The 19,365-nt window shown below is 41.2% G+C and carries 14 protein-coding genes and 1 pseudogene; 7 read left to right on the top strand and 8 right to left on the bottom strand.

Going from position 1 to position 19,365, the window contains the following annotated elements:
• Position 1 precedes the first annotated feature (1 nt).
• Positions 2 to 2,155, bottom strand: a complete 2,154-nt coding sequence (locus CWC17_RS10800; protein ID WP_138612859.1) for a dihydrolipoyl dehydrogenase family protein — start codon at positions 2,153 to 2,155, stop codon at positions 2 to 4.
• Between the two features lie 21 nt (positions 2,156 to 2,176).
• Positions 2,177 to 4,537, bottom strand: coding sequence for a TonB-dependent receptor (locus CWC17_RS10795; protein WP_138612858.1), 2,361 nt, complete (start codon positions 4,535 to 4,537; stop codon positions 2,177 to 2,179).
• A 348-nt stretch (positions 4,538 to 4,885) separates the two neighbouring features.
• Here CWC17_RS10795 and CWC17_RS10790 point away from each other — a divergent pair, with 348 nt between their 5' ends.
• Positions 4,886 to 5,296, top strand: a complete 411-nt coding sequence (locus CWC17_RS10790) for a hypothetical protein (RefSeq protein ID WP_138612857.1) — start codon at positions 4,886 to 4,888, stop codon at positions 5,294 to 5,296.
• 84 nt (positions 5,297 to 5,380) lie between these two features.
• On the opposite strand, the gene CWC17_RS10785 is transcribed toward CWC17_RS10790, so the two are convergent.
• Positions 5,381 to 5,806: a hemerythrin domain-containing protein gene (locus CWC17_RS10785; protein WP_138612856.1), complete on the bottom strand. Its 426-nt coding sequence runs from the start codon at positions 5,804 to 5,806 to the stop codon at positions 5,381 to 5,383.
• A 306-nt stretch (positions 5,807 to 6,112) separates the two neighbouring features.
• On the opposite strand from CWC17_RS10785, the gene CWC17_RS10780 reads away from it, so the two are divergent.
• The 3 genes from CWC17_RS10780 to CWC17_RS10770 are packed head-to-tail and all read left to right on the top strand — an operon-like array spanning position 6,113 to position 6,924.
• A complete protein-coding gene (locus CWC17_RS10780; RefSeq protein WP_138612855.1) occupies positions 6,113 to 6,364 on the top strand; it encodes a hypothetical protein in 252 nt (83 codons plus the stop codon).
• Positions 6,365 to 6,421: 57 nt separating this feature from the next.
• Positions 6,422 to 6,679, top strand: a complete 258-nt coding sequence (locus CWC17_RS10775; RefSeq protein ID WP_138612854.1) for a putative periplasmic lipoprotein — start codon at positions 6,422 to 6,424, stop codon at positions 6,677 to 6,679.
• Positions 6,680 to 6,705: 26 nt separating this feature from the next.
• Positions 6,706 to 6,924: a DUF6500 family protein gene (locus tag CWC17_RS10770; RefSeq protein ID WP_138612853.1), complete on the top strand. Its 219-nt coding sequence runs from the start codon at positions 6,706 to 6,708 to the stop codon at positions 6,922 to 6,924.
• Positions 6,925 to 6,934: 10 nt separating this feature from the next.
• Here the strand turns inward: CWC17_RS10770 and CWC17_RS10765 are convergent, their stop codons facing one another.
• Positions 6,935 to 8,842 carry a tetratricopeptide repeat-containing diguanylate cyclase gene (locus CWC17_RS10765; RefSeq protein WP_138612852.1) on the bottom strand — a complete coding sequence of 636 codons (1,908 nt, stop codon included), beginning with the start codon at positions 8,840 to 8,842 and terminating at the stop codon, positions 6,935 to 6,937.
• A 262-nt stretch (positions 8,843 to 9,104) separates the two neighbouring features.
• Between CWC17_RS10765 and CWC17_RS10760 the strand changes: the two are divergent.
• Positions 9,105 to 9,737 (top strand): annotated as a pseudogene (locus tag CWC17_RS10760) (zinc-binding dehydrogenase); the annotation flags it as partial.
• Positions 9,738 to 9,793: 56 nt separating this feature from the next.
• On the opposite strand, the gene CWC17_RS10755 reads toward CWC17_RS10760, so the two are convergent.
• The 3 genes from CWC17_RS10755 to CWC17_RS10745 all read right to left on the bottom strand — a co-directional run bounded on the left by CWC17_RS10755 (position 9,794) and on the right by CWC17_RS10745 (position 13,334).
• On the bottom strand, positions 9,794 to 11,020 hold the full coding sequence (locus CWC17_RS10755) for a threonine/serine exporter family protein (RefSeq protein WP_082422665.1): 1,227 nt from the start codon (positions 11,018 to 11,020) through the stop codon (positions 9,794 to 9,796).
• Positions 11,021 to 11,127: 107 nt separating this feature from the next.
• A complete protein-coding gene (locus CWC17_RS10750; protein WP_138612851.1) occupies positions 11,128 to 12,357 on the bottom strand; it encodes a glycosyltransferase in 1,230 nt (409 codons plus the stop codon).
• Positions 12,357 to 13,334: a LacI family DNA-binding transcriptional regulator gene (locus tag CWC17_RS10745; RefSeq protein WP_138612850.1), complete on the bottom strand. Its 978-nt coding sequence runs from the start codon at positions 13,332 to 13,334 to the stop codon at positions 12,357 to 12,359. Before CWC17_RS10745 ends, CWC17_RS10750 begins: the two co-directional genes overlap by 1 nt.
• A 165-nt stretch (positions 13,335 to 13,499) precedes the next feature.
• Here CWC17_RS10745 and CWC17_RS10740 point away from each other — a divergent pair, with 165 nt between their 5' ends.
• Together CWC17_RS10740 and CWC17_RS10735 are read left to right on the top strand one after the other, a co-directional pair.
• Entirely contained in the window at positions 13,500 to 15,965 is a 2,466-nt protein-coding gene (locus tag CWC17_RS10740) for a S9 family peptidase (protein ID WP_138612849.1), read from the top strand.
• Positions 15,966 to 16,031: 66 nt separating this feature from the next.
• A complete protein-coding gene (locus tag CWC17_RS10735) occupies positions 16,032 to 16,649 on the top strand; it encodes a LysE family translocator (protein ID WP_138612848.1) in 618 nt (205 codons plus the stop codon).
• Between the two features lie 50 nt (positions 16,650 to 16,699).
• Here the strand turns inward: CWC17_RS10735 and uvrA are convergent, their stop codons facing one another.
• Positions 16,700 to 19,282, bottom strand: coding sequence for an excinuclease ABC subunit UvrA (uvrA, locus tag CWC17_RS10730; protein WP_138612847.1), 2,583 nt, complete (start codon positions 19,280 to 19,282; stop codon positions 16,700 to 16,702).
• Positions 19,283 to 19,365 lie beyond the last annotated feature (83 nt).

Here is a 19,365-nt window from a genome sequence, read left to right as displayed (position 1 = left end):
ATTAGCCTCTGCGCCATGTGTGGTATTTTTCAAGCATGTTAAGTACTTTTTCAGGTGCGTGAGCGCGTTTCCACTCACCCGCTGCGTACTTATTACCTTCAGCCCACGTAGGGTAGCTGTGAATAGTACCTAGTATTTTGTTAAGGCCTAAACCGTGTTTCATTGCCAGTACAAACTCAGCAATCAAATCGCCAGCGTGCTCAGATACCACAGTAACACCGAGGATTTTGTCTTTACCTTTAGGGGTAATTACTTTTATAAAGCCTTTTGTTGCACTGTCGGTAATGGCGCGGTCTAGCTCTTCAAATTCAAAGCGAGTAATTTCATAATCTATGCCTTTATCAATAGCATCTTGCTCGTTTAAGCCAACACGTGCTACTTCAGGGTCAATAAATGTGGTCCACGGAATAACACGGTAATCGACTTTAAACTTTTTAAGGTTACCAAATAAGCCATTTACTGCTGCGTACCAGCCCTGATGAGCGGCTACGTGCGTAAATTGATACGGGCCTACAATATCGCCTGCTGCAAAAATATTAGGGTAGAGTGTTTCTAGGTATTCGTTAGTGACTACAGTACGGTTGGTTTCTATGCCAAGCTCTTCAAGGCCGTAACCTTTAAGGCGAGCGCTTCGGCCAACAGCACATAGTAGTTCATCGTATTCAATATCGATTTCGGTATTGTTATGTTTTACCACAATGAATTTTTTACCGTCGCGCTCTTCACAGCGCAGTGCCTGATGCGAGGTTAAAATGTTTACGCCGCTTTCGGTTAGCGCTTCATGTGCAAATTTAGATACTTCTAGGTCTTCTTTGATCATGATGCGTTCGCTCATCTCAATTTGCGTAACGCTTGAGCCTAAACGGGCAAAACTTTGAGCAAGTTCGCTACCAATTGGGCCGCCGCCAAGTACAACCAGTTTTTTAGGGGCTTCATCAAGCTCAGAAAATTTAGTCCATAGCGTATCGCTTGTTACATAGCCTGTTTCTTCAATACCAGGCAGTGGCGGTACAAATGGGCGTGCGCCGGTTGCAATAACAATCGTGCGAGCGGTTAACGTTTGCGTGCCGCCATCGTTAAGTTTAATTTCTACAGTCCACGGGTCTAATAATTTCCCGTAGCCTTTAACTACATCTACACCAAGATTTGTGTAACGTTCAACGCTATCGTGTGGTGCTACGTCGGCAATCACTTGGTGTACACGTGCCATTACTTTTTTAAACGAAAACTGCGGTGTGGCGTTTTCTAGTCCGTAGTGTTCTCCGTGGCGAATTTGCTCGGCAATTTTAGCGCTTTTAATAACGGCTTTACTTGGCACACAACCGTAGTTTAAACAGTCGCCGCCCATTTCACCGGCTTCAATTAGCGTTACCTTAGCTTTAACCGCTGCTGCAATGTAGCTTGTCACTAAGCCGCCAGCACCTGCGCCAATAACAATCATGTTGCGGTCGAACTTTTTAGGTTTAGTGTAATTTTTGTATACGCGACGTTTTTTAAACACGTTTAAGATTCCTTTAGCAATGAATGGGAATACACCCAATAAGGCGAACGATAAAATAAGATCGAGCGATAAGATGCCTGATAAGCTCTCAATTTGCGCAAGTTGCGTACCCGCGTTTACAAATACAAATGTACCCGCCAGCATGCCTACTTGGCTTACCCAGTAAAAGGTCCATGCTTTAATTGCGGTAACACCCATTAATAAATTAATTAAAAAGAACGGAAATACTGGCACTAGCCTAAGTGTAAATAAGTAAAAGCCACCTTCTTTTTCAACGCCTGCGTCAATAGAGTCTAAACGCTCAGGGAAACGTTGTTTAATTGTATCGCGTAGTAAGTAACGCGATACTAAAAAGGCAAGCGTAGCACCTACCGTAGAGGCAAAAGAGGCTACAAGTAAGCCTTCAACTAAGCCAAATAACGCACCTGCGGCCAGTGTTAGTATTGCCGCGCCCGGTAATGAGAGAGCTGTTACTACTACGTATAGTAAAAAGAAGCCACCAAAAACCAATAATGGTGATTGCTCTTTATATTGGTTAAATTGCTCCATAGAGCCTTTTAAACCTTCAAGTGTAAGTAGCTGATGTAAATTAAAGTGAAAGAACATGCCTATTACGACCGCTGCAATCAATATCAAAAATAGTTTTTTTATCATGTTCTCTCTCTTAAAACGTTCTTAAAAATTATGTGTAAGTGTTAGTTTTGCGTTAATTGGTAACTCTGGAAAAGCCAGCGTTGCACCAAAGTAACCACCTTCAAATACAGGGCGCCAGTTTTTTTGATTAGTGACGTTATTTACATCTAATCGCAACTTAGTGCTAGGCGTAAATGCGTAGCTAGTATTTACGTTTAGTGTGTATTGATCACGAATTTTAACTGTTGCCAAAAAGTCTAATGGGTAACTCTTTGTATATAGACCTGAAAAACCCATTTGCCATTTCGAATTAATTGAATAATTTCCATTAAAACTGAATGATTGCTCAGGAATGCCCTGAACTTGGCGGTTTGAAGGTGCAAAAGCAGTAAAGTTGGGTGCACCAACACCAGTACCTGCAATAATATCTGGGCGCGAATTATCAAACGCGTCGATTACTTGAGCAGAATCTTGGCTACTTGCAGAGTTGTCATAACGAGCATCTATGTAGCTGTAACCCGCACTGAGCCAATAAGGGTAAGCATCGTAAAATACTTGGCTTTCAAAACCCGTAGTACGGATACCTGTATTGCTGCCATCGCGATTACGTAAACTGCGGCGCTGACTAAATACCGCGCCATCAGCATACCAATCGCTGTCGGTTGGGGCGTACTTTAAGCCAAACTCAACTAATGTGTTTTCGGTAGCAAAATTTTGTGCGCTAATGGTGTTATCGCTGCCTAGCGATGTACCGCCAGCCATACTGTTTGACGTTGCTTCGTTATAACTTGCTGCACCGTAAGTGGTGTAGTCGGCATTTATTTTGTAGTTAAAGCTAACTTGGCCAGAGTGCAGTATTTCGTTAATGCTATCGCTTGCAGCAACTTGGCCTTGCGGTGCAATAGGGTCGTTTGCTTCTACATCGTAAAAATCAATGCGGTAACCCACACTAGTATGAAGCTTATCACCCCAATCTGAGTCTTGTTGAATAGCAAGCCCTGTTTGCCATGAGCGTGAGTCGGTGGTGTCTGATAGGTTAAAGTCGCCGCTGCCATCGTTATCTAAGTCGTATTGACCACCAGGCGATACAAATACACCTGGTCTTAGCTCTACTAAGCGCGCCTTTTGTGCATCGGTTAATGGTATGCGGCGGTTTGAAAGCGGGCCTGTTAAATCAATTGGTAAATCGGCTTCGGTAGTAAATTGGCTGTAGCCGAGTACTTTATTGTAGCGCACGTCAAAAGCAAAAATTGTTTGCTGGTCGCTGTTCCAGCGGTACGTAAGCTCAGTTCGGTTTTGGGCGGTATCAGCGCCGTCTATAATTTCTACAAAGCTGTTTTGTGCTATTTCTTCACGCTGTAAATGCTGAAAATACGTAATATTTTTTAATGAAGTATTAGCACTTAGTTCACGCTTATAAATGCTGTGAATTAAATAGGTTGTTGCTTCGTTTTGATTATCAGGATCGGTAAGTACGGTGCTGCGATTTATTTTTATTTGCCCTGTAGGCGATACAATTGAACCCGCCGCCGGTACTGTACTGCCATTGGTTTGTACGCCTTGGCCTGTTATGTAAAGGCCATCATCAATTAAGGCTTGAGTAGGGCGGTTAATGCCTGCGTTATCGGTAAATTCAACTTGGTATAGTTCAAAGTTAATATCCCAGCTGCTTTTATCGTCTGGCAATATTCTAAGTGCTGCAAATAAACTGTCGCTTTTTGTACCTGAATAATCGTAGTAGCTGCCTTCATCAAGATGCTCGTAACTTACTCTAAGACCCACTTTGTCTTGAATAATTGGCGCGGTGTAATCTATTTGCGCACTGTATTGATCCCATCGCCCCGCTGATAGCTTAACTTTACCTTTACTTTCATCTGTAGAAGCAGTCTTTGAGTGTAAATTTACAAAACCACCGTTACGTTGGCTTGAACCAAATAGAACAGGTGGTGCACCTTTTACTACATCTATTTGTTCTATAGAGTTGAACGATAAAGGCACACCAAAGCCATTGTTACCTGCTTGACGGCGTGTACCGTCTTGAAAAAGCTCTCCGAGTTGGCCACGAATAGTAGGCAAACTAGGTGCACCAAAGCCACTTGCAGAGTATGTGTTTGGGCTAACCGCAAGTACATCTTGTAGGGTAGTGATGTTAAGTTGTTCTATTAACTCACTTGAAATAGGCGTTACTGAGCGTGCGATGTCTTGCAATGCCAAATTATCCCCGAAAGGGCCGTCCACAGTGGCATCTTTTACAGATAAACCTTGAGATTTAAGAACTTGGCCAGCTACTTCTATATGCTCAATTGCGCTTTTAGTTATTGCTTTTGATTCTTCAGCTGCAAATGCTAGTAATGGTGTGTTTAATATAATGGCTAGCGCGATTGCTAATTGTGCGTGTTTCAAACGTTTTCTCTCTACGATTAAAATGTTGTTGGCGATAAAGACCGAAAGCCTTAAAAATAACTTTCAATTAATTTAGTCTTCTTTTTATTTTTTAGAACGAAAGCCAATACTCTATTAATAAATTCATACTTAAGTACCTAGTTTTAAAATATAATGTAAGCTGCTGCTTTGTATGGTTTTTTTAAGCATAGTCTATTTTAATGAAACCTGTGTGTTATTAATTTATTTTTATAAACTTATAGGTTCATCAAACATGTATTGAAAAAAATTACTCTTTTTTGAAATAAAAGCTCAGTTATACGGTCTAGCTTACTTCAACGTTTATTAATATTTTTTTAAGGAAGTTTTATGACAGGTACAATTAACTCTGATGTGCAAAACCGTTTGCAATGGTCACTCTTCTCTTTGCGTTTAGGGGTGTTTATTGTAATGATAATGTGGACATTCGATAAGTTTGTTAACCCTGGACATAGCGCACGTATATTTGAACATTTTTATGGTATTAGTGGTTCTACGGATATAATTGCTTACGTTATAGGTGCTGTACAACTTGTTTTGGTTTTAGCATTTATGGCGGGTATTAATAAGCGCCTTACATACGGAATCATTTTTGTGATGCATGGCCTTTCTACACTTTCATCTTATAATCAGTATATTGATGGCTTTAATAACTTATTGTTTTTTACAGCGTGGCCAATGTGGGCAGCATGTTTTGCACTTTACTTATTACGTGATCAAGACGTTAAATACACAGTATAAGTATTAAGCAAAAAAAATGGTTATAAGCCATAGGCTTATAACCAATAAGTACACAGGGAGTGTATGGAAGTCGGTTTACAATATTTAGTGCATTGCTTTGTTGTAGCGTTTTGCTAATGTTTCTTTTTGATTTTCAGTTAATGCTTTTCCAGCAAGTTGAAATACTTCACGTTCTTCTTCGCTTAAATGGTGGTGTACTAATTCATTAAGCTTTTTCGCTGTTTTAAGCCATACAGATGAGCTCATTTTAGTGTCTTCTAATTGCTCAACTAACTCATCTATTTCGTGATGTTCAGCAACACTATGACGCGCCTTTTCTTGAGTTAAGTCATCGCACATCAGTGGATTATAAAAAAAGCGTTCTTCAAATTTGGCGTGATCTTCAAGTTCTGTTTTAAGTTCACTCATTAACGTGTGGCGCTCATCCGTATCGCCATGAGTTTCAATAAGTGCATCTACCAATTTACGTTGTTTATCGTGATCGTAACGTAGCGCTTCAAAAATATTCATAATTAATCCTTTTACTTGTTCTCAAATTGCTTATGTCATTAACAAAGCAAACTAGATGCCAAACTTTAACCTATTGATTTTTAGTTGTTTATGTGTTTTTTAATCAGCTATAAAATAAACGGTCTGTAATTTTTACAAGCAAACTAATGCAATATTTTCAGGTTTTAGTTCTACAGATACTTACAAATATTTACTGGTTGTATATTTTAGTGAAGTGATAAAGTGATGGCATTATTTAGGTACAGGTTTTATATAGTCATTTACATATGTGGTTTATAAAACTTTAGTTAACAGGATTGTTTAAGGATGAATATAAAAACCCCCATTACAGCACTGTTACTGTGTGCATTGTTAAGTGCATGTAGTACAGCTTCGCATTCTGATCGAAGCTTATGTATAAAAGAAGCTGAAGTGACTGAGCTAAATGGCTCCCAAACAAGCTCAGAAGTTTATAATGAATGTATAAGTGCTCAATTAAAAAAGGATGCTAAAGAGGATACCTTTTTCGATGAAGTAGGTGTGTTTTTTATTGACCTACTTGTTTTGATAGCCGATTAAATAAGTAACTTTGTAGCTATAATCTAAGGCAGAAGGGTGCTTTAAATAGGATTGATTATGAAAGCGTTTGTAGCTTTATTATTGTTGTGTATATTTTTAACTGGCTGTGCTGCTCAGCCTTATGCGGGCTCTGCAAAATGTATGGAGCAAGCCGATATAGCTTATGAAACCGATTTACATAAATATGAGCCACTAGATAATGAATGCAAAGCTACAAAAGTAAATACGCCTAATAAAGAGTTTGAGAATCATAGTATTGTTGATAGAAGTCTTTTACAGCTAATTGTTAGTTTTTTAAACGGTATATTTAGATAATTAAAATACAATTAAATAAGGTATGTATGCAGAAAGAACTAAAAGCAAAAATTATAGCTGTATGCGATAAAAAAATAGCAGCCAAAGGCGAAAACGTAGGTCTTTCTTTTTACGCTTTTTTTGCAAATAAAAACGACAATCCAGAGCTGCTGATGCAAGCCGCTACGTGGTGGATACACACCCATAAGTTAGATCACTTTGAAAAAGCGATAAAAATAAAACAAATGATTATAGAAGGGCAGTAATAACGTATATTTACGCGATTGCTATTTGGTTTCTGCCATTTTCTTTTGCTTTATAGAGTTGTTGGTCTGCACGTTTAATTAGCTCGCTAAGTGAGTCGCTTTTAGCATGACTTATTGCCACGCCAGCACTAAAGGTAACGTGTGTTTTACTTGGCAATGCCTCAATATGACTACAGTACTGCGCTAACTTATTTTCAAGATTTTCAAAAAAGCTGCTTATTTTATCCCGGTTTTGTGTTTTTAAAACAAATAGCCACTCTTCGCCGCCATAGCGTCCAAACTTGTTAGTAGTATTTAGTGTGTCTTTTGCTGCTTGAGCAAATTTTACAAGTACTAAATCTCCTATATCATGGCCAAATTTGTCGTTAATAGCTTTAAAGTAATCTAAATCGACAATAGCTATTGCTAGGCTCTGCTGGGATAAACACTCATCAGCTTTTTGTAGTATGCCACGTCGGTTTAAGCTGTTAGTTAGGTAGTCGGTTAATGCTATAGCATGGTATTTTTTACGTTGGCGCATTTGTCGGTAAAATAAAAATAGCGATACGAGCACCACAATAAAGGCAATAGATGCACTTAACCGCCAAATTATTTTTTGTTGGTGTTCTTCTGTAGCTTGCAATTTGTTTATGTTTTTTTCGTATTCTAGCTGTAAAATCTTGTCTTCTTTTTCTTTTACTTCAAATTTAACCTGCAAGGTTTTTATATTGGTTTCGCTGGTGGCTTCGTAATGTTCTATTGTATAAGCAAGCTCATCTTCAATGGCGTTAAAGGCATCCTCGGTGTAGTTAAGTTGACGCTTTAATTTATAGCGTTTGCTTAAAAAATCAGCCTTATAAATGCTGCGACTAAATTTATCGAGATTTAAAAATACCTCGTCGTTTACTTGGTTGGCTTTATTTAATAAATTTTGTTTAATGTAAATATCTGATAATAAAATCATTGAGGCTAAATGCATATCGTTAATGCCGGCGGAGCTTGCAAGTGCAATGTTTTTGTTTGCGAGCATTAAAGCCGTATCGTAATTACCCTGCAGGTATTGAATATTTGCAATAGAATATTGAGCAAAGGCTAACCCTTTTTTCATATTAACTTTACTAAAATAAGCCAGCGCTTTATTTAAGTATACAAGCGCGTTTTTAGGCTGACCGACCTCCAGTAATACATTTCCTAAGCTCCAATAAGCTTTTGCCGTAAATAGGCCGTCGCTTGTTTGCTCGTAGGCATCGACCGCTTTTTGGGCATAATAAATGGCTTTTTCTTTATCATCTTTATAGAGGTAGTTGTAAGCGTCGGCAATTTTTCTAAAAAAGTAGCCCTGCGAGGCTATGTCTTCTTCTTTTATAGCAAGCTCTAATCCTATTAATGCTGCATTTAATGTTTTTTTAAGTTCGTCGGTTTCGGTGTAGTAATAGGCCATAGCACGAAAAACAATAATTTTATCGTTAGGAGCGAGCTGTTTTACCTGCACTTGAAGCTGCTTAGCAAGCGATTGCGCATTACTTAGCTCTTTGTTAATTGCATAAAGCTTAAGCTGAACCTCTAAAAGTAGCAGGTGACTACTTTTATAATTAATAAGATCAGTATTATTTAAGTACTCAAGCAAATGAGTACTCAGTGCGGTGTATTTTTCTTGCCTAAAAAGTAGCTCTGAATATAAGGCTGCCGCTTCAAGGTGCAACTGTTTGTGCTTTTTATGTTTAGTGACATTATAAGCGTAGGTTAGCTCTTTTTGGTGCAAAAGGTAATCTAGCTTGTTGGCTTTAATATCACTAAGCAAGCTTTGGATTGATTTTATATCAGATGAAGTTAGTGAAGAGCTATTGGCATATGTAGCACTACTTGTTAGTAAAAATAACAGGAGCATAAAAAAGCGAAACCACACTATATTGATTTTTATTATTATATTGTTCGTCATTTATTTTTTATTGAATCAACACCTAAAACGATATAACTAACTATAGCATTGCTTGTAAATAACAAGTTAATACTTTATTGGGAATACACCACCACATCCCTTTGAAAGTCCACTTTCCAGTAAATAAGTATGAAAAGCATTAATAAAATAATCAGGATACCCATCTAAAACTTAATTGTGACACCCATCAAAATAGTTGTATAAAACACAAGGCCTAGATTCTAATTGGAAGTGCACCACCTAATTCATTATAGACTGCCAGATTCACGCTTATAAAATCAATAGTAACTATAGTGATGAAGAGCTGGCCTCTTTTCCGTGCTCATATTCTACGGCCGAAAACATGCTATTTCGCTCAAACCCACAGCCAGGGGAAACTGTTTTAATTACGGGGGCCTCGGGCGGGGTTGGCTCTGCAGCGGTGCAATTAGCCAAAGCGCGTGGTGCTTTTGTTATTGCTATTACAAGTAAAAGTAAGGCACAGCAGCTTGAAGAGTTAGGTGCTGATAAGGTTATATTTCGTGAAGATGATTTAATTCAAGCCTTAGGTAAAAACAGTGTTGATGTAGTCATTGACCTCGTTGCTGGCGAGCAATGGCCTACGCTTTTGGAAGTATTAAAGCCAAAAGGGCGTTATGCGGTGTCGGGCGCTATAGACGGGGCATTAGTAGAGCTTGATATACGTACTTTGTACTTAAAAGATTTAACTTTTTTTGGGTGTACAGTTATAGAGCCTGAGGTATTTAAAAGCTTAGTTAACTTTATTGAACAAGAAAAAACTAAGCCCATAGTGGCGCAAACATTCCCACTGAGTGAAATTGTTACGGCGCAAAAGGTGTTTGCACAAAAACAACACGTAGGAAAAATTGTACTAACCATCCCCCATAACGAATAGCAGTTTAAACAACACAGCCCGTTACAAAGTTAACGGGCTTATTAGTTACAACAAGTTTATAAGCTTTTTTTAGGCGGTAAAGCCACGTTTGCAAATATAAGCCCTGCTACAAGCGACATAAATATTAAAAACGTTTGCTGGCCTATATGTTCAGCATAAACAAAATCTTGGCCTTCAATAAGCGAGTTTAAGCCAATATAAGTTTTACTGCCGGGTACCAGTACAATTAAGCCCTGCATGGCAACAATGGAGGCTGGGGCATTTGCAACGCGATTAAATAAGTTACTAAACACACCAACCGAAAGCGCCCCAACAAATGTACCTAACGTATAATCAAGGTACATTGCCGAGCCAATACTCGTGCCATAGGCTATAAAACCAGATGCGATAGACCAGCCCGCATGCTTAATTTTAGTTCTAAATATAACAACTAAGCTGCTACAAAGCAGAAGTATTGCTAGCCAAGCAGTCCATTTAGGAAGAGGCTCTGGTTGCACAAAGTCTGCTTGGCCAAAAATGGCAAAGCCAATGCCTATGCCAATAAATGCACCAAAGTACAATTTAAACAACAGCATAAACGAGTCCATTACCCGCGCAGTTCCCGACACCAAATGCCTAGCTGCAAGTTCGGCTAAACCAAGTGCAAGGGCAAGGCCTGGTATAAATACAATAATGGCTGAAAGCACCACTAAACGTATATTAATTTCGGGGGTTATGTACACACTTACCGCACAAGCTAATATAGCTGAAATAATGGCTACAAGTGGCTCAAGCATATGTGCAACACGTTTAGAGCGACTTGACCATAACACAAATAAATATACAACTAAGGTGAGTAAGCCAGACCAAATAACGTCTGTCCAACTGGTGCCCATTAACATAGCAAACGCACCACCCGACGTTGCAAACGCAATACCGGTTACGAGTTTGTTGTACGGATTTGGCATGTCGTAAATGGCATCAAGCTGGGCATCAACCTCTTGTAAAGTGAGCTTGTCGTCGAGCATTTGATTTACCAAATCGTCGGTATCGGCTAGTGAGCCTAAGTCGTGATCGCCTGGGTCTACGCGTGCCACGTGGGTGTATTCGTCTTCGTGGCCATCAGTCCAAATTACAAATGTTACTGAAGTTGGCGACATAACAAAAGACGATTTAAGCCCTAAGTAGGTGGCCACTTCCATTAAGTGTGCTTCTAATCGGTACGCAGGGGTGCCGTACTTGTGTAGCATTTTACCTAATTTAACGATAAATTTGCGCTTTTCAGTAAAGGTTGCAGTTTTCAAATCTTGTATGGACCAGTGAGTAAATAAATTAGCTAAAAGTATAGGCTAAAACGCCCATTTGTAATGGGCGCGATTTTAAACACAAATTTGTAGGAGTCTAGTCATTTTTAATCTAATTTTTTATTTTTTTCAGCAATCCATTGCGCCATATATTGCGTACTGCGCATAGTATGATGTTTTAACATTTGTCCTGTGAAGTTTTTTTCCCTGTGCGCTTTTAAATCCTTGCTTATTGAGTCAATTTTATTAATTAACCCCGTGTTTAATTTTACTTTGTCGTACAAGGTATTAAGTAGTGTTTTGCCAGCTTGTTGCGCATGTTCAAAATCGGCTTGATTGGTGTAAAGCTCAACGGCTGCATTTGCAAAATCGTCGGTATTATTAGCCACTTTACCAGGCCAAGGTAAATCGTTGTGCATTCCCTCTGCACCAATATTAGTGGTAACGCTGGGCGTTTGCATTATCATCGCTTCTAGCAGCTTGCCTTTTATACCTGCGCCAAAACGAAGCGGTGCTAAACACACGCGTGCGCTTTGCATTACCTCATAGGCGTCGTCGGCCCAGCCTTTGATTAAAAACCCCGTTTTAGGGTTATTAAGTGCAGTTGCTTTTGGGGGCGGATAAGAGCCATAAATGTGTAGCTCGGCTTTTGGTAGTTGCTTGCGAATAAGCGGCCATATTTTTTGTAAATACAGCACGGCGTCCCAGTTGGGGGCATGTCTAAAGTTACCTATGGTCATAAAGTGCGTGCGTTCATCAAAGCTTTTTGTGGTTTTAGGTAATGCACTTAAATCGACCATAAACGGTAAATGGTGTAATAAGCTTGGTTCGACCTTAAATACACTATTGAGCAATTCCATTTCGTAGCTTGAAATAATTAAGCTGAGGTCGCAGCGCAAAATAGCCGCTATTTCGCGTTTTGCTATGTCGGAATGTAAATCGCTGGTGGTAAACTCGCGCTCGCCTTTATGCGCTTCGTGGCGCGCATTTCGTAAACACTGTAAATCTTCGGTATCGAGTATTTTAATGGCATTAGGGCAATGTTTGTCTACACGCCAGCCAAATTGCTCTTCCATCATAAAGCGGTCAAACATCACTATGTCTGGGTTGTACGCTTTAACGTACTCATCAAAACTTTCGCAGTTTAGGGCTATGCTTTGGCTGGTAATACCGTACTCATCTAGGTTTACCATGTGCTCGGTGCGTTGTGCTGGGGTGGCAAATTCTACTTGCCAATTTTGCGTTTTAAACGCGTTTAATAACGACATCATGTGCGTACCCGCAGCAGACGAATTTGGCTCTGGCCATACGTAACCAATTACCAGCACTTTTTTCATTACGGTGTTTCTCTAATTTGTAAGTTTACATTTACCAGCGTTTTTACTGGTGCTGTGTGTGTTTGGAGTTGTTCTTGCAGCACTAAAATACTGCGCTTAGCAAGCTCTTGTGTGCTTATATTAGCGCTAGTAAAGCGAGGCTGCATTTCGGTAATATCAGGAATATGTAAGCAACTCACTATACTGTTTTTTAAATGCGGGGCGGCGCTTAAAACGCCATGTGCAATAACAGTGTTAGCGCATACTACCGCGTCAATACTCGGCTTATTAAGTAATGTGTTACTAAATACTTGCTTAGCATGTAATGGGGTGCTTTTTGTGCACGTAATTGCAGGCTCGGGGGTTATATTGTGTTTTTGACACGCGCTATTAAAGCCACTTAATAAAGCCTGTGCCGATAAGCTTTCATCCCCCATAAACAGCATGTTTTTAGGCGGCTCAATTATTAGCTGCAATGTGACTAGGTGGCTTGCTTTAGTGTAGTCGGGCAAAACACACGGGGCTGAGCTGTAGGGCACTTCGTGCATTAGGCTAATGACTGGGTAGGCAGTAGTAAGGTTGTCGAGCCACTGTGCACAGGTATTTGCCACAGGGCACATTATAAATGCAGCTACTTTGTATTCTTTTAAATTATTTATTAGCTGCGTTTGGCGCTCTACGCTGTTGTTACTACTAACAATAATGGCTTGAAAAAAAGCCTCGCTTAATGCCTGCTCTATACTTTTAGCAAGCAATGCCATAAGTGGGTTTGTTAAATCGTCAATTACTACAACCACTAGGTTAGTGCGCCCAGAGCGCATAGCTGCAGCATCACGATTATACACATAGCCTAGCTCTTCTATGGCTTGTAACACTTTTTGTTTGCTTTTATCGGCTACCTTATTGCTGTGCGTAAGCACCAGCGACACAGTCGATTTAGACACCCCCGCGTGGTGAGCAACATCAAAAATAGTGACCGATTTAGCTTTGTTAGGCATGGAATTTTAAGCGCACAGTAATGAGTAAATAGCTGCGTAGTGTAGCGTATATAATGCATTTAAGTCATCTTTTAGCCCTGCAATTTAAAGCTTAATACTTTATGAACAGAGCAAAACATGTTTATATACCTTTTATAATTTTAAAAATAACAAAAGGATAAAAACATGAACGCATTTAGGCTGTTAGTTGCCTTTATTTGTTGTGTTGTAATAATGCCAAGCAGTTATGCTGAGCAAGGCTATCAAACACCTTCGCCAGAGCTTGCCGCTGTGGTAGATGCCAAATTAGCACCGACTAGTTTTTTATCGAGCGATGGCCAATGGCTTGCTTTATTTGAGCGAAAGCGCGTAGTAACACTAGATGAGCTTGCCAAAGATGAGCTTAAACTTGCGGGTATAAAGCTAAACCCTGCTAACTTTTCACGCTCGCGTGTTAGCGCAAAATACAGCGCAGTTGAGCTAAAGCACGTGCAAAGCGGCACGGTTATTAATATTAATAACTTACCAAGTGGTATTATTCGCTCACCTAAATGGTCATCAAACAGTAAGTATTTAGCGTTTGTTGTAGAGCAACAAAACCAAGCAAATTTATGGCTTTACAGTGTAGAGACAAAGCAAGCAAAAATGCTCTCAAACGCAGCGCTTAACTCGGTTATTACCGCTACGCCCTACCAATGGCTGCCTGATAGCAGCGCACTGGTTGCAAATTTAGCGGTTAATATAGGTAAGCCCGCACTTAAAAACAGTAGTCAAAATGTAGTGCCTGTTATACAGCAAAGCACAGGCGAAAAAGCCCCTGCGCGTACCTATCAAAACTTATTAACCAGCCCCTTTGACGAAGCACAGTTTAAATTTTACGGCCAAGGGCAATTAGCTTACGTAACGCTTGATGGCAATACACAAGCCATTGGCAGCCCTGCATTATTTAAGTCATTTTCGGTATCGCCCGATTCAACCAATATATTAGTGGCTGCGATAAACGAGCCGTTTTCGTACCAAGTACCGTACAGCCGGTTTGCGAGTACGTGGCAAATATGGGGCATGCGCGGTTATGCATTAGCCGAACTTGTAAAACAGCCACTTGCCGATAACATTCCGCAAGGCTACGACAGTGTTCGCACTGGCCGACGCGACTTTGAATGGCGCGCGGATCAAGGCGCAGAAGTTATTTGGGCCGAGGCGCAAGATGGCGGCGACATGAAAACCGATGTTAAGCACCATGATTATATTTACAGCCTACGCGCGCCGTTTAAACGCGAGCCTAAGCTGTTTGCTAAAGTAGAGCGCCGCTATGCTGGTATAGTTTGGGGCAATCAAAATATTGCCATGCTTAGCGACTGGCGCTTTAGCGACCGCCAAGTGCGAACCTATGTTATTCAACCACGCAATGCAGACAAAAACCGTGTGCTTTTTTCTGAGCGAAGCTATAACGATGCGTATAAAAACCCAGGTAGCTTTATATACGAACGTAACGATTTAGGCGCCAACGTGATTAAAATTGTTGGTGGGCGCTATATGTACCTGCGCGGCAATGGCGCATCAGAGCAAGGTAATATTCCGTTTTTAGACAGGTACGATGTAAAAACAAATAGCAGCAAGCGTTTATGGCAATCACAAGCACCATACTACGAGCGCGTTCGTGCATTACTTGACGATGAAGGCGAGCGCTTTATAACTGTGCGAGAGTCTAAAACCGAGCAACCTAACTTTTTTATTCGTGATTTAGATAACGATACACTTACCCAATTAACTAACTTTGCTCATCCGTACCCTGCATTTAAAGGCGTGACAAAAGAGCAGCTACGTTACAAACGTGATGACGGAGTTGAGCTTTCTGGCACGCTTTATTTACCGCCAGGTTACGATGTAACCCAAGGCCCGTTACCCGTACTTATGTGGGCATACCCGCTTGAATACAAAGATAAAGCCGTAGCATCACAAGTGCGTGAGTCGCCATACGAATTTACCTACATTGGCTATTGGGGCCCGATGCCTTACCTTGCAAAAGGTATTGCCGTATTTGACGACCCTAAAATGCCAATTGTAGGCATTGATGGCAGTGAACCAAACGATAACTTTAGAAAGCAGTTAGTTTCAAGTGCACAAGCAGCGGTTGATGTATTGGTTAAAAAAGGCGTTGCCGATAAAAACAAAATAGCTATAGCAGGGCATTCGTACGGTGCATTTATGGTGGCAAACCTATTAGCACATAGCGATTTATTTAAAACCGGTATTGCCCGCAGTGGCGCGTACAACCGTACGTTAACGCCGTTTGGTTTTCAGGGTGAAGAACGTGATTTTTGGCAAGCTCAAAGTGTATACGCTAATATGTCGCCGTTTTTTCACGCTGAAAAAATCAATGAGCCAATGCTGATGATCCATGGTCAAGAAGATCCGAATTCGGGCACCTTCCCAATGCAAAGTGAGCGTATGTACGCTGCGCTTAAAGGCCTAGGTAAAGACGCTCGTTTAGTAATGCTTCCTTACGAAGCCCACGGCTACCGCGCACGTAAAAGTTTATTACATGTACTGTGGGAACAAGAGCAGTGGCTAGATAAGTATTTGTTAAATGATACAGCAGAGCCAGTAGAAGTAATTACTGAACCAGTGGCAAGTACTGGGCAAGAGTAATCACATAAGTAAGCAGCAACGCGGCTACTTAGAGCCGCGTTTTTGTTTTTAATACAAGGTAATTTAATGATTGATGTAGCAGCGCTTGCGGTTTTTATTCCAACGTTCTTTTTTGTGTCTATCACCCCGGGTATGTGTATGACCCTTGCCATGACACTCGGCATGAGCATAGGTGTGCGCCGAACCTTATGGATGATGATAGGTGAGCTATTAGGCGTAGCAAGTGTTGCCGTTGCTGCGGTACTTGGTGTAGCCAGCGTTATGCTAAATTACCCTGATGCGTTTGCTATTCTAAAGTGGGTAGGCGGCGCGTACTTAATTTATATTGGCGTAAATATGTGGCGCGCTAAAGGTAAAATGTCGGTTAATACACACAGCCCAACCGATGTAAGTAGGCAGTCGCTTTTTACGCAAGGGTTTATTACCGCTGTTGCTAACCCTAAAGGGTGGGCGTTTATGATTTCACTACTCCCACCCTTTATTAATGTTGATCAGGCCGTTGCGCCACAATTAGTGATTTTACTTAGCGTAATTATGGTAACCGAATTTGTAAGCATGTTAGCTTACGCAACGGGTGGTAAAAGCCTGCGTCTGTTTTTAGCCCGAGGCGATAATATTAAATGGATGAACCGTATAGCAGGCAGTTTAATGATGCTTGTAGGTGTTTGGTTAGCCTTAGACTAATAAAAAGAGCCCTAGGCTCTTTTTATTTTACGCATAACTACTATTAATTTTTAATTAGAACCTGCGTCATTTAACTGCGCTTTTAAAAATGGTGCCGTTTTACTTTTTTGTGATTCAGCGACGCTTTCAGGTTTACCTTGTGCAACTATTACTCCGCCTTCGTCGCCCGCACCTGGGCCTATATCAATAACCCAATCACTGTTACTGGCTACTTGCATATCGTGCTCAACCATAATCACGGTGTTGCCCGCATCAACTAAGCCATTTAGCTGCGCCATTAGCATAGCTACATCTTTTGGGTGTAGGCCTGTGGTTGGTTCATCTAAAATATAAAGCGTATCGCCGCGCTGTGTGCGTTGCAGCTCTGTGGCAAGTTTGATGCGCTGGGCCTCGCCGCCCGAAAGCTCAGTAGCAGGTTGGCCTAAACGTAAATAGCCAAGGCCCACTTGTAAGAGCGCATTGAGCGCACGTAAAATAGCGGGCTCATCGGCAAAAAATGTATGCGCAGACTCCACCGTTAAATTAAGTACATCTGCAATGGTTTTATCTTTATAGGTAATCTCGAGTGTTTTTTGGTTGTAGCGCTTGGCGTTACACACAGGGCAAGGCGAATACACGCTAGGTAAAAATAACAGCTCTACGCTTACAAAGCCTACGCCTTCGCAATTTTCGCAGCGTCCTTTTTTAACATTAAACGAAAAACGGCCCGCGTCGTACTTACGTGCTTTTGCCTCTTTGGTATTGGCAAACAGTTTACGTACGTGATCGAACAAACCCGTATAAGTTGCAAGGTTTGAGCGAGGTGTGCGACCAATGGCTTTTTGAACAACCGTTATTAGGCGCTTTATGTACTCAATGCCCCCTGTTATTTGCCCGCCGGTTGTTATATCGAGTTCTTGCTCGAGCAGCTCGGCTTCATCGTTAGGTATTTGTGGCTGGGATTTTTGCCCTAGTGCATCGTAAACCAGCTCAACAAGCGCTTGACTTACTAAGCTTGATTTACCTGAGCCAGAGACTCCTGTAACACTTGTAATAACCCCAAGCGGAAATTCTACATTAAGCTTTTGTAAGTTATTACGCTCAACATTTTTAAGCGTAAGCCATGCTTTTGCTGGGCGTTGCTTGTTTTGTATTTGAGCTTGCTGAGGTTCGTTATTTTTAAATAAATACTGGCTCGTGTGTGAGCTGCTAATTTGCTTTAAGCCTTCAACAGGGCCGCTATAAACAATATTACCGCCATGGGAGCCCGCATTTGGCCCTACATCAACCACCCAATCGGCATGGCGGATAACACTCACGTCGTGCTCAACCACAAACACTGAGTTACCAGCGGCTATTAGTTCATCTAATGCGGCTAATAATGCTTGCGTATCGGCAGGGTGTAAACCTGCCGAAGGTTCATCTAACACATACACAACACCAAATAATTTTGAGCGAATTTGTGTTGCAAGCCTTAAGCGTTGTAACTCACCCGGCGATAACGATGGGGTGGTGCGCTCAAGCGATAAATACCCTAAACCAAGTTTGGTGAGTGCTTCTACGCGTTTAAGAATGTCGTCTGCTATACGCTTTGCAACTATGGCTTTTTCGGGGTTTGCTGCGTTACTTTTAGCGGGGTTACTAACGGCAAACCTTAATTTATCTGCCAGCTCATTGAGCGTTAATTGCGAAATCTCGCCTATATCAAGGCCCGAAACTTTAACCGATAGCGACTCTTTTTTAAGCTTTTTACCTTCGCACTGCGGGCATTGTGATATTTGCATATACTGCGATACGCGCTTTTTAGTGCGTGGGCTTTGAGTGCTCGCAAACGATTGTAAAACAAAACGTTTAGCACTTATAAAGGTACCCATGTAGCTAGGGCTTTCTTCATTTTTAATCGCCGCTTGGGTTTGTTCAAGCGTGTACTCAGGAAACACGGGCACTGTGGGTGTGTCGTCGGTAAATAAAATCCAATCACGGGCTTTTTTAGGCAGGGTATTCCACGGTTTATTAATATCGTAGCCTAATGAGGTAAGAATACGGCTTAGGTTTTTACCTTGCCAAGCTGGCGGCCATGCTGCAATAGCGCGCTCTTTAATTGTTTTAGTGGGGTCGGGCACTAACAACTTTTCGGTTACGTTAAATACACGGCCAATACCGTGGCATTCTGGGCAGGCGCCTTGTGGCGTATTGGGCGAAAACGCATCGGCGTACAGTATGCCTTGCCCTTTGGGGTATTCGCCTGCGCGTGAGTAAAGCATTCGCAGCGCGTTAGAAATAGTGGTTACACTACCCACCGATGAGCGTACCGAGGGTGCACCACGCTGTTGCTGTAATGCGACCGCGGGTGGCAGTCCTTCAATTGAATCTACATCAGGCTCGTCTACCTGATCGATTAATCTGCGTGCATAAGGGGATACCGAATCAAGATAGCGATGCTGGGATTCGGCAAATAATGTTCCAAAGGCAAGCGATGATTTACCCGAGCCTGATATACCGGTAAAAACAACAAGTGAATTACGGGGCAAGTTTACATCCACATCTTTTAAGTTATGAACACGCGCGCCTCGTACTTGAATGCTGTGCTCTGGGTTTAATAAAGTCGATTGCGCATCACTAACCTCATGTGACTTTTCAGGTGTGGTTGCCATGTAATTTACTCCTATTTAATAACCTTATGTTTTTTAACGTCCTGCAAAGTGTTAATACTAATGGGGTGTCACTGAATGAGCGC

Source organism: Pseudoalteromonas sp. S3785 (assembly GCF_005887365.1).
In the GTDB taxonomy this organism is placed as follows: Bacteria; Pseudomonadota; Gammaproteobacteria; order Enterobacterales; family Alteromonadaceae; genus Pseudoalteromonas.
This window is presented reverse-complemented; position numbering and strand designations above follow the sequence as displayed.

Excerpts from the sequence above, each read along its gene's own strand:
- uvrA (WP_138612847.1), bottom strand. The coding sequence starts at position 19,282 with ATGGCAACCACACCTGAAAAGTCACATGAGGTTAGTGATGCGCAATCG.
- CWC17_RS10765 (WP_138612852.1), bottom strand. The coding sequence starts at position 8,842 with ATGACGAACAATATAATAATAAAAATCAATATAGTGTGGTTTCGCTTT.
- CWC17_RS10775 (WP_138612854.1), top strand. The coding sequence starts at position 6,422 with ATGAAAGCGTTTGTAGCTTTATTATTGTTGTGTATATTTTTAACTGGC.
- CWC17_RS10785 (WP_138612856.1), bottom strand. The coding sequence starts at position 5,806 with ATGAATATTTTTGAAGCGCTACGTTACGATCACGATAAACAACGTAAA.
- CWC17_RS10745 (WP_138612850.1), bottom strand. The coding sequence starts at position 13,334 with ATGCCTAACAAAGCTAAATCGGTCACTATTTTTGATGTTGCTCACCAC.
- CWC17_RS10735 (WP_138612848.1), top strand. The coding sequence starts at position 16,032 with ATGATTGATGTAGCAGCGCTTGCGGTTTTTATTCCAACGTTCTTTTTT.
- CWC17_RS10740 (WP_138612849.1), top strand. The coding sequence starts at position 13,500 with ATGAACGCATTTAGGCTGTTAGTTGCCTTTATTTGTTGTGTTGTAATA.
- CWC17_RS10790 (WP_138612857.1), top strand. The coding sequence starts at position 4,886 with ATGACAGGTACAATTAACTCTGATGTGCAAAACCGTTTGCAATGGTCA.
- CWC17_RS10800 (WP_138612859.1), bottom strand. The coding sequence starts at position 2,155 with ATGATAAAAAAACTATTTTTGATATTGATTGCAGCGGTCGTAATAGGC.
- CWC17_RS10750 (WP_138612851.1), bottom strand. The coding sequence starts at position 12,357 with ATGAAAAAAGTGCTGGTAATTGGTTACGTATGGCCAGAGCCAAATTCG.
- CWC17_RS10770 (WP_138612853.1), top strand. The coding sequence starts at position 6,706 with ATGCAGAAAGAACTAAAAGCAAAAATTATAGCTGTATGCGATAAAAAA.
- CWC17_RS10780 (WP_138612855.1), top strand. The coding sequence starts at position 6,113 with ATGAATATAAAAACCCCCATTACAGCACTGTTACTGTGTGCATTGTTA.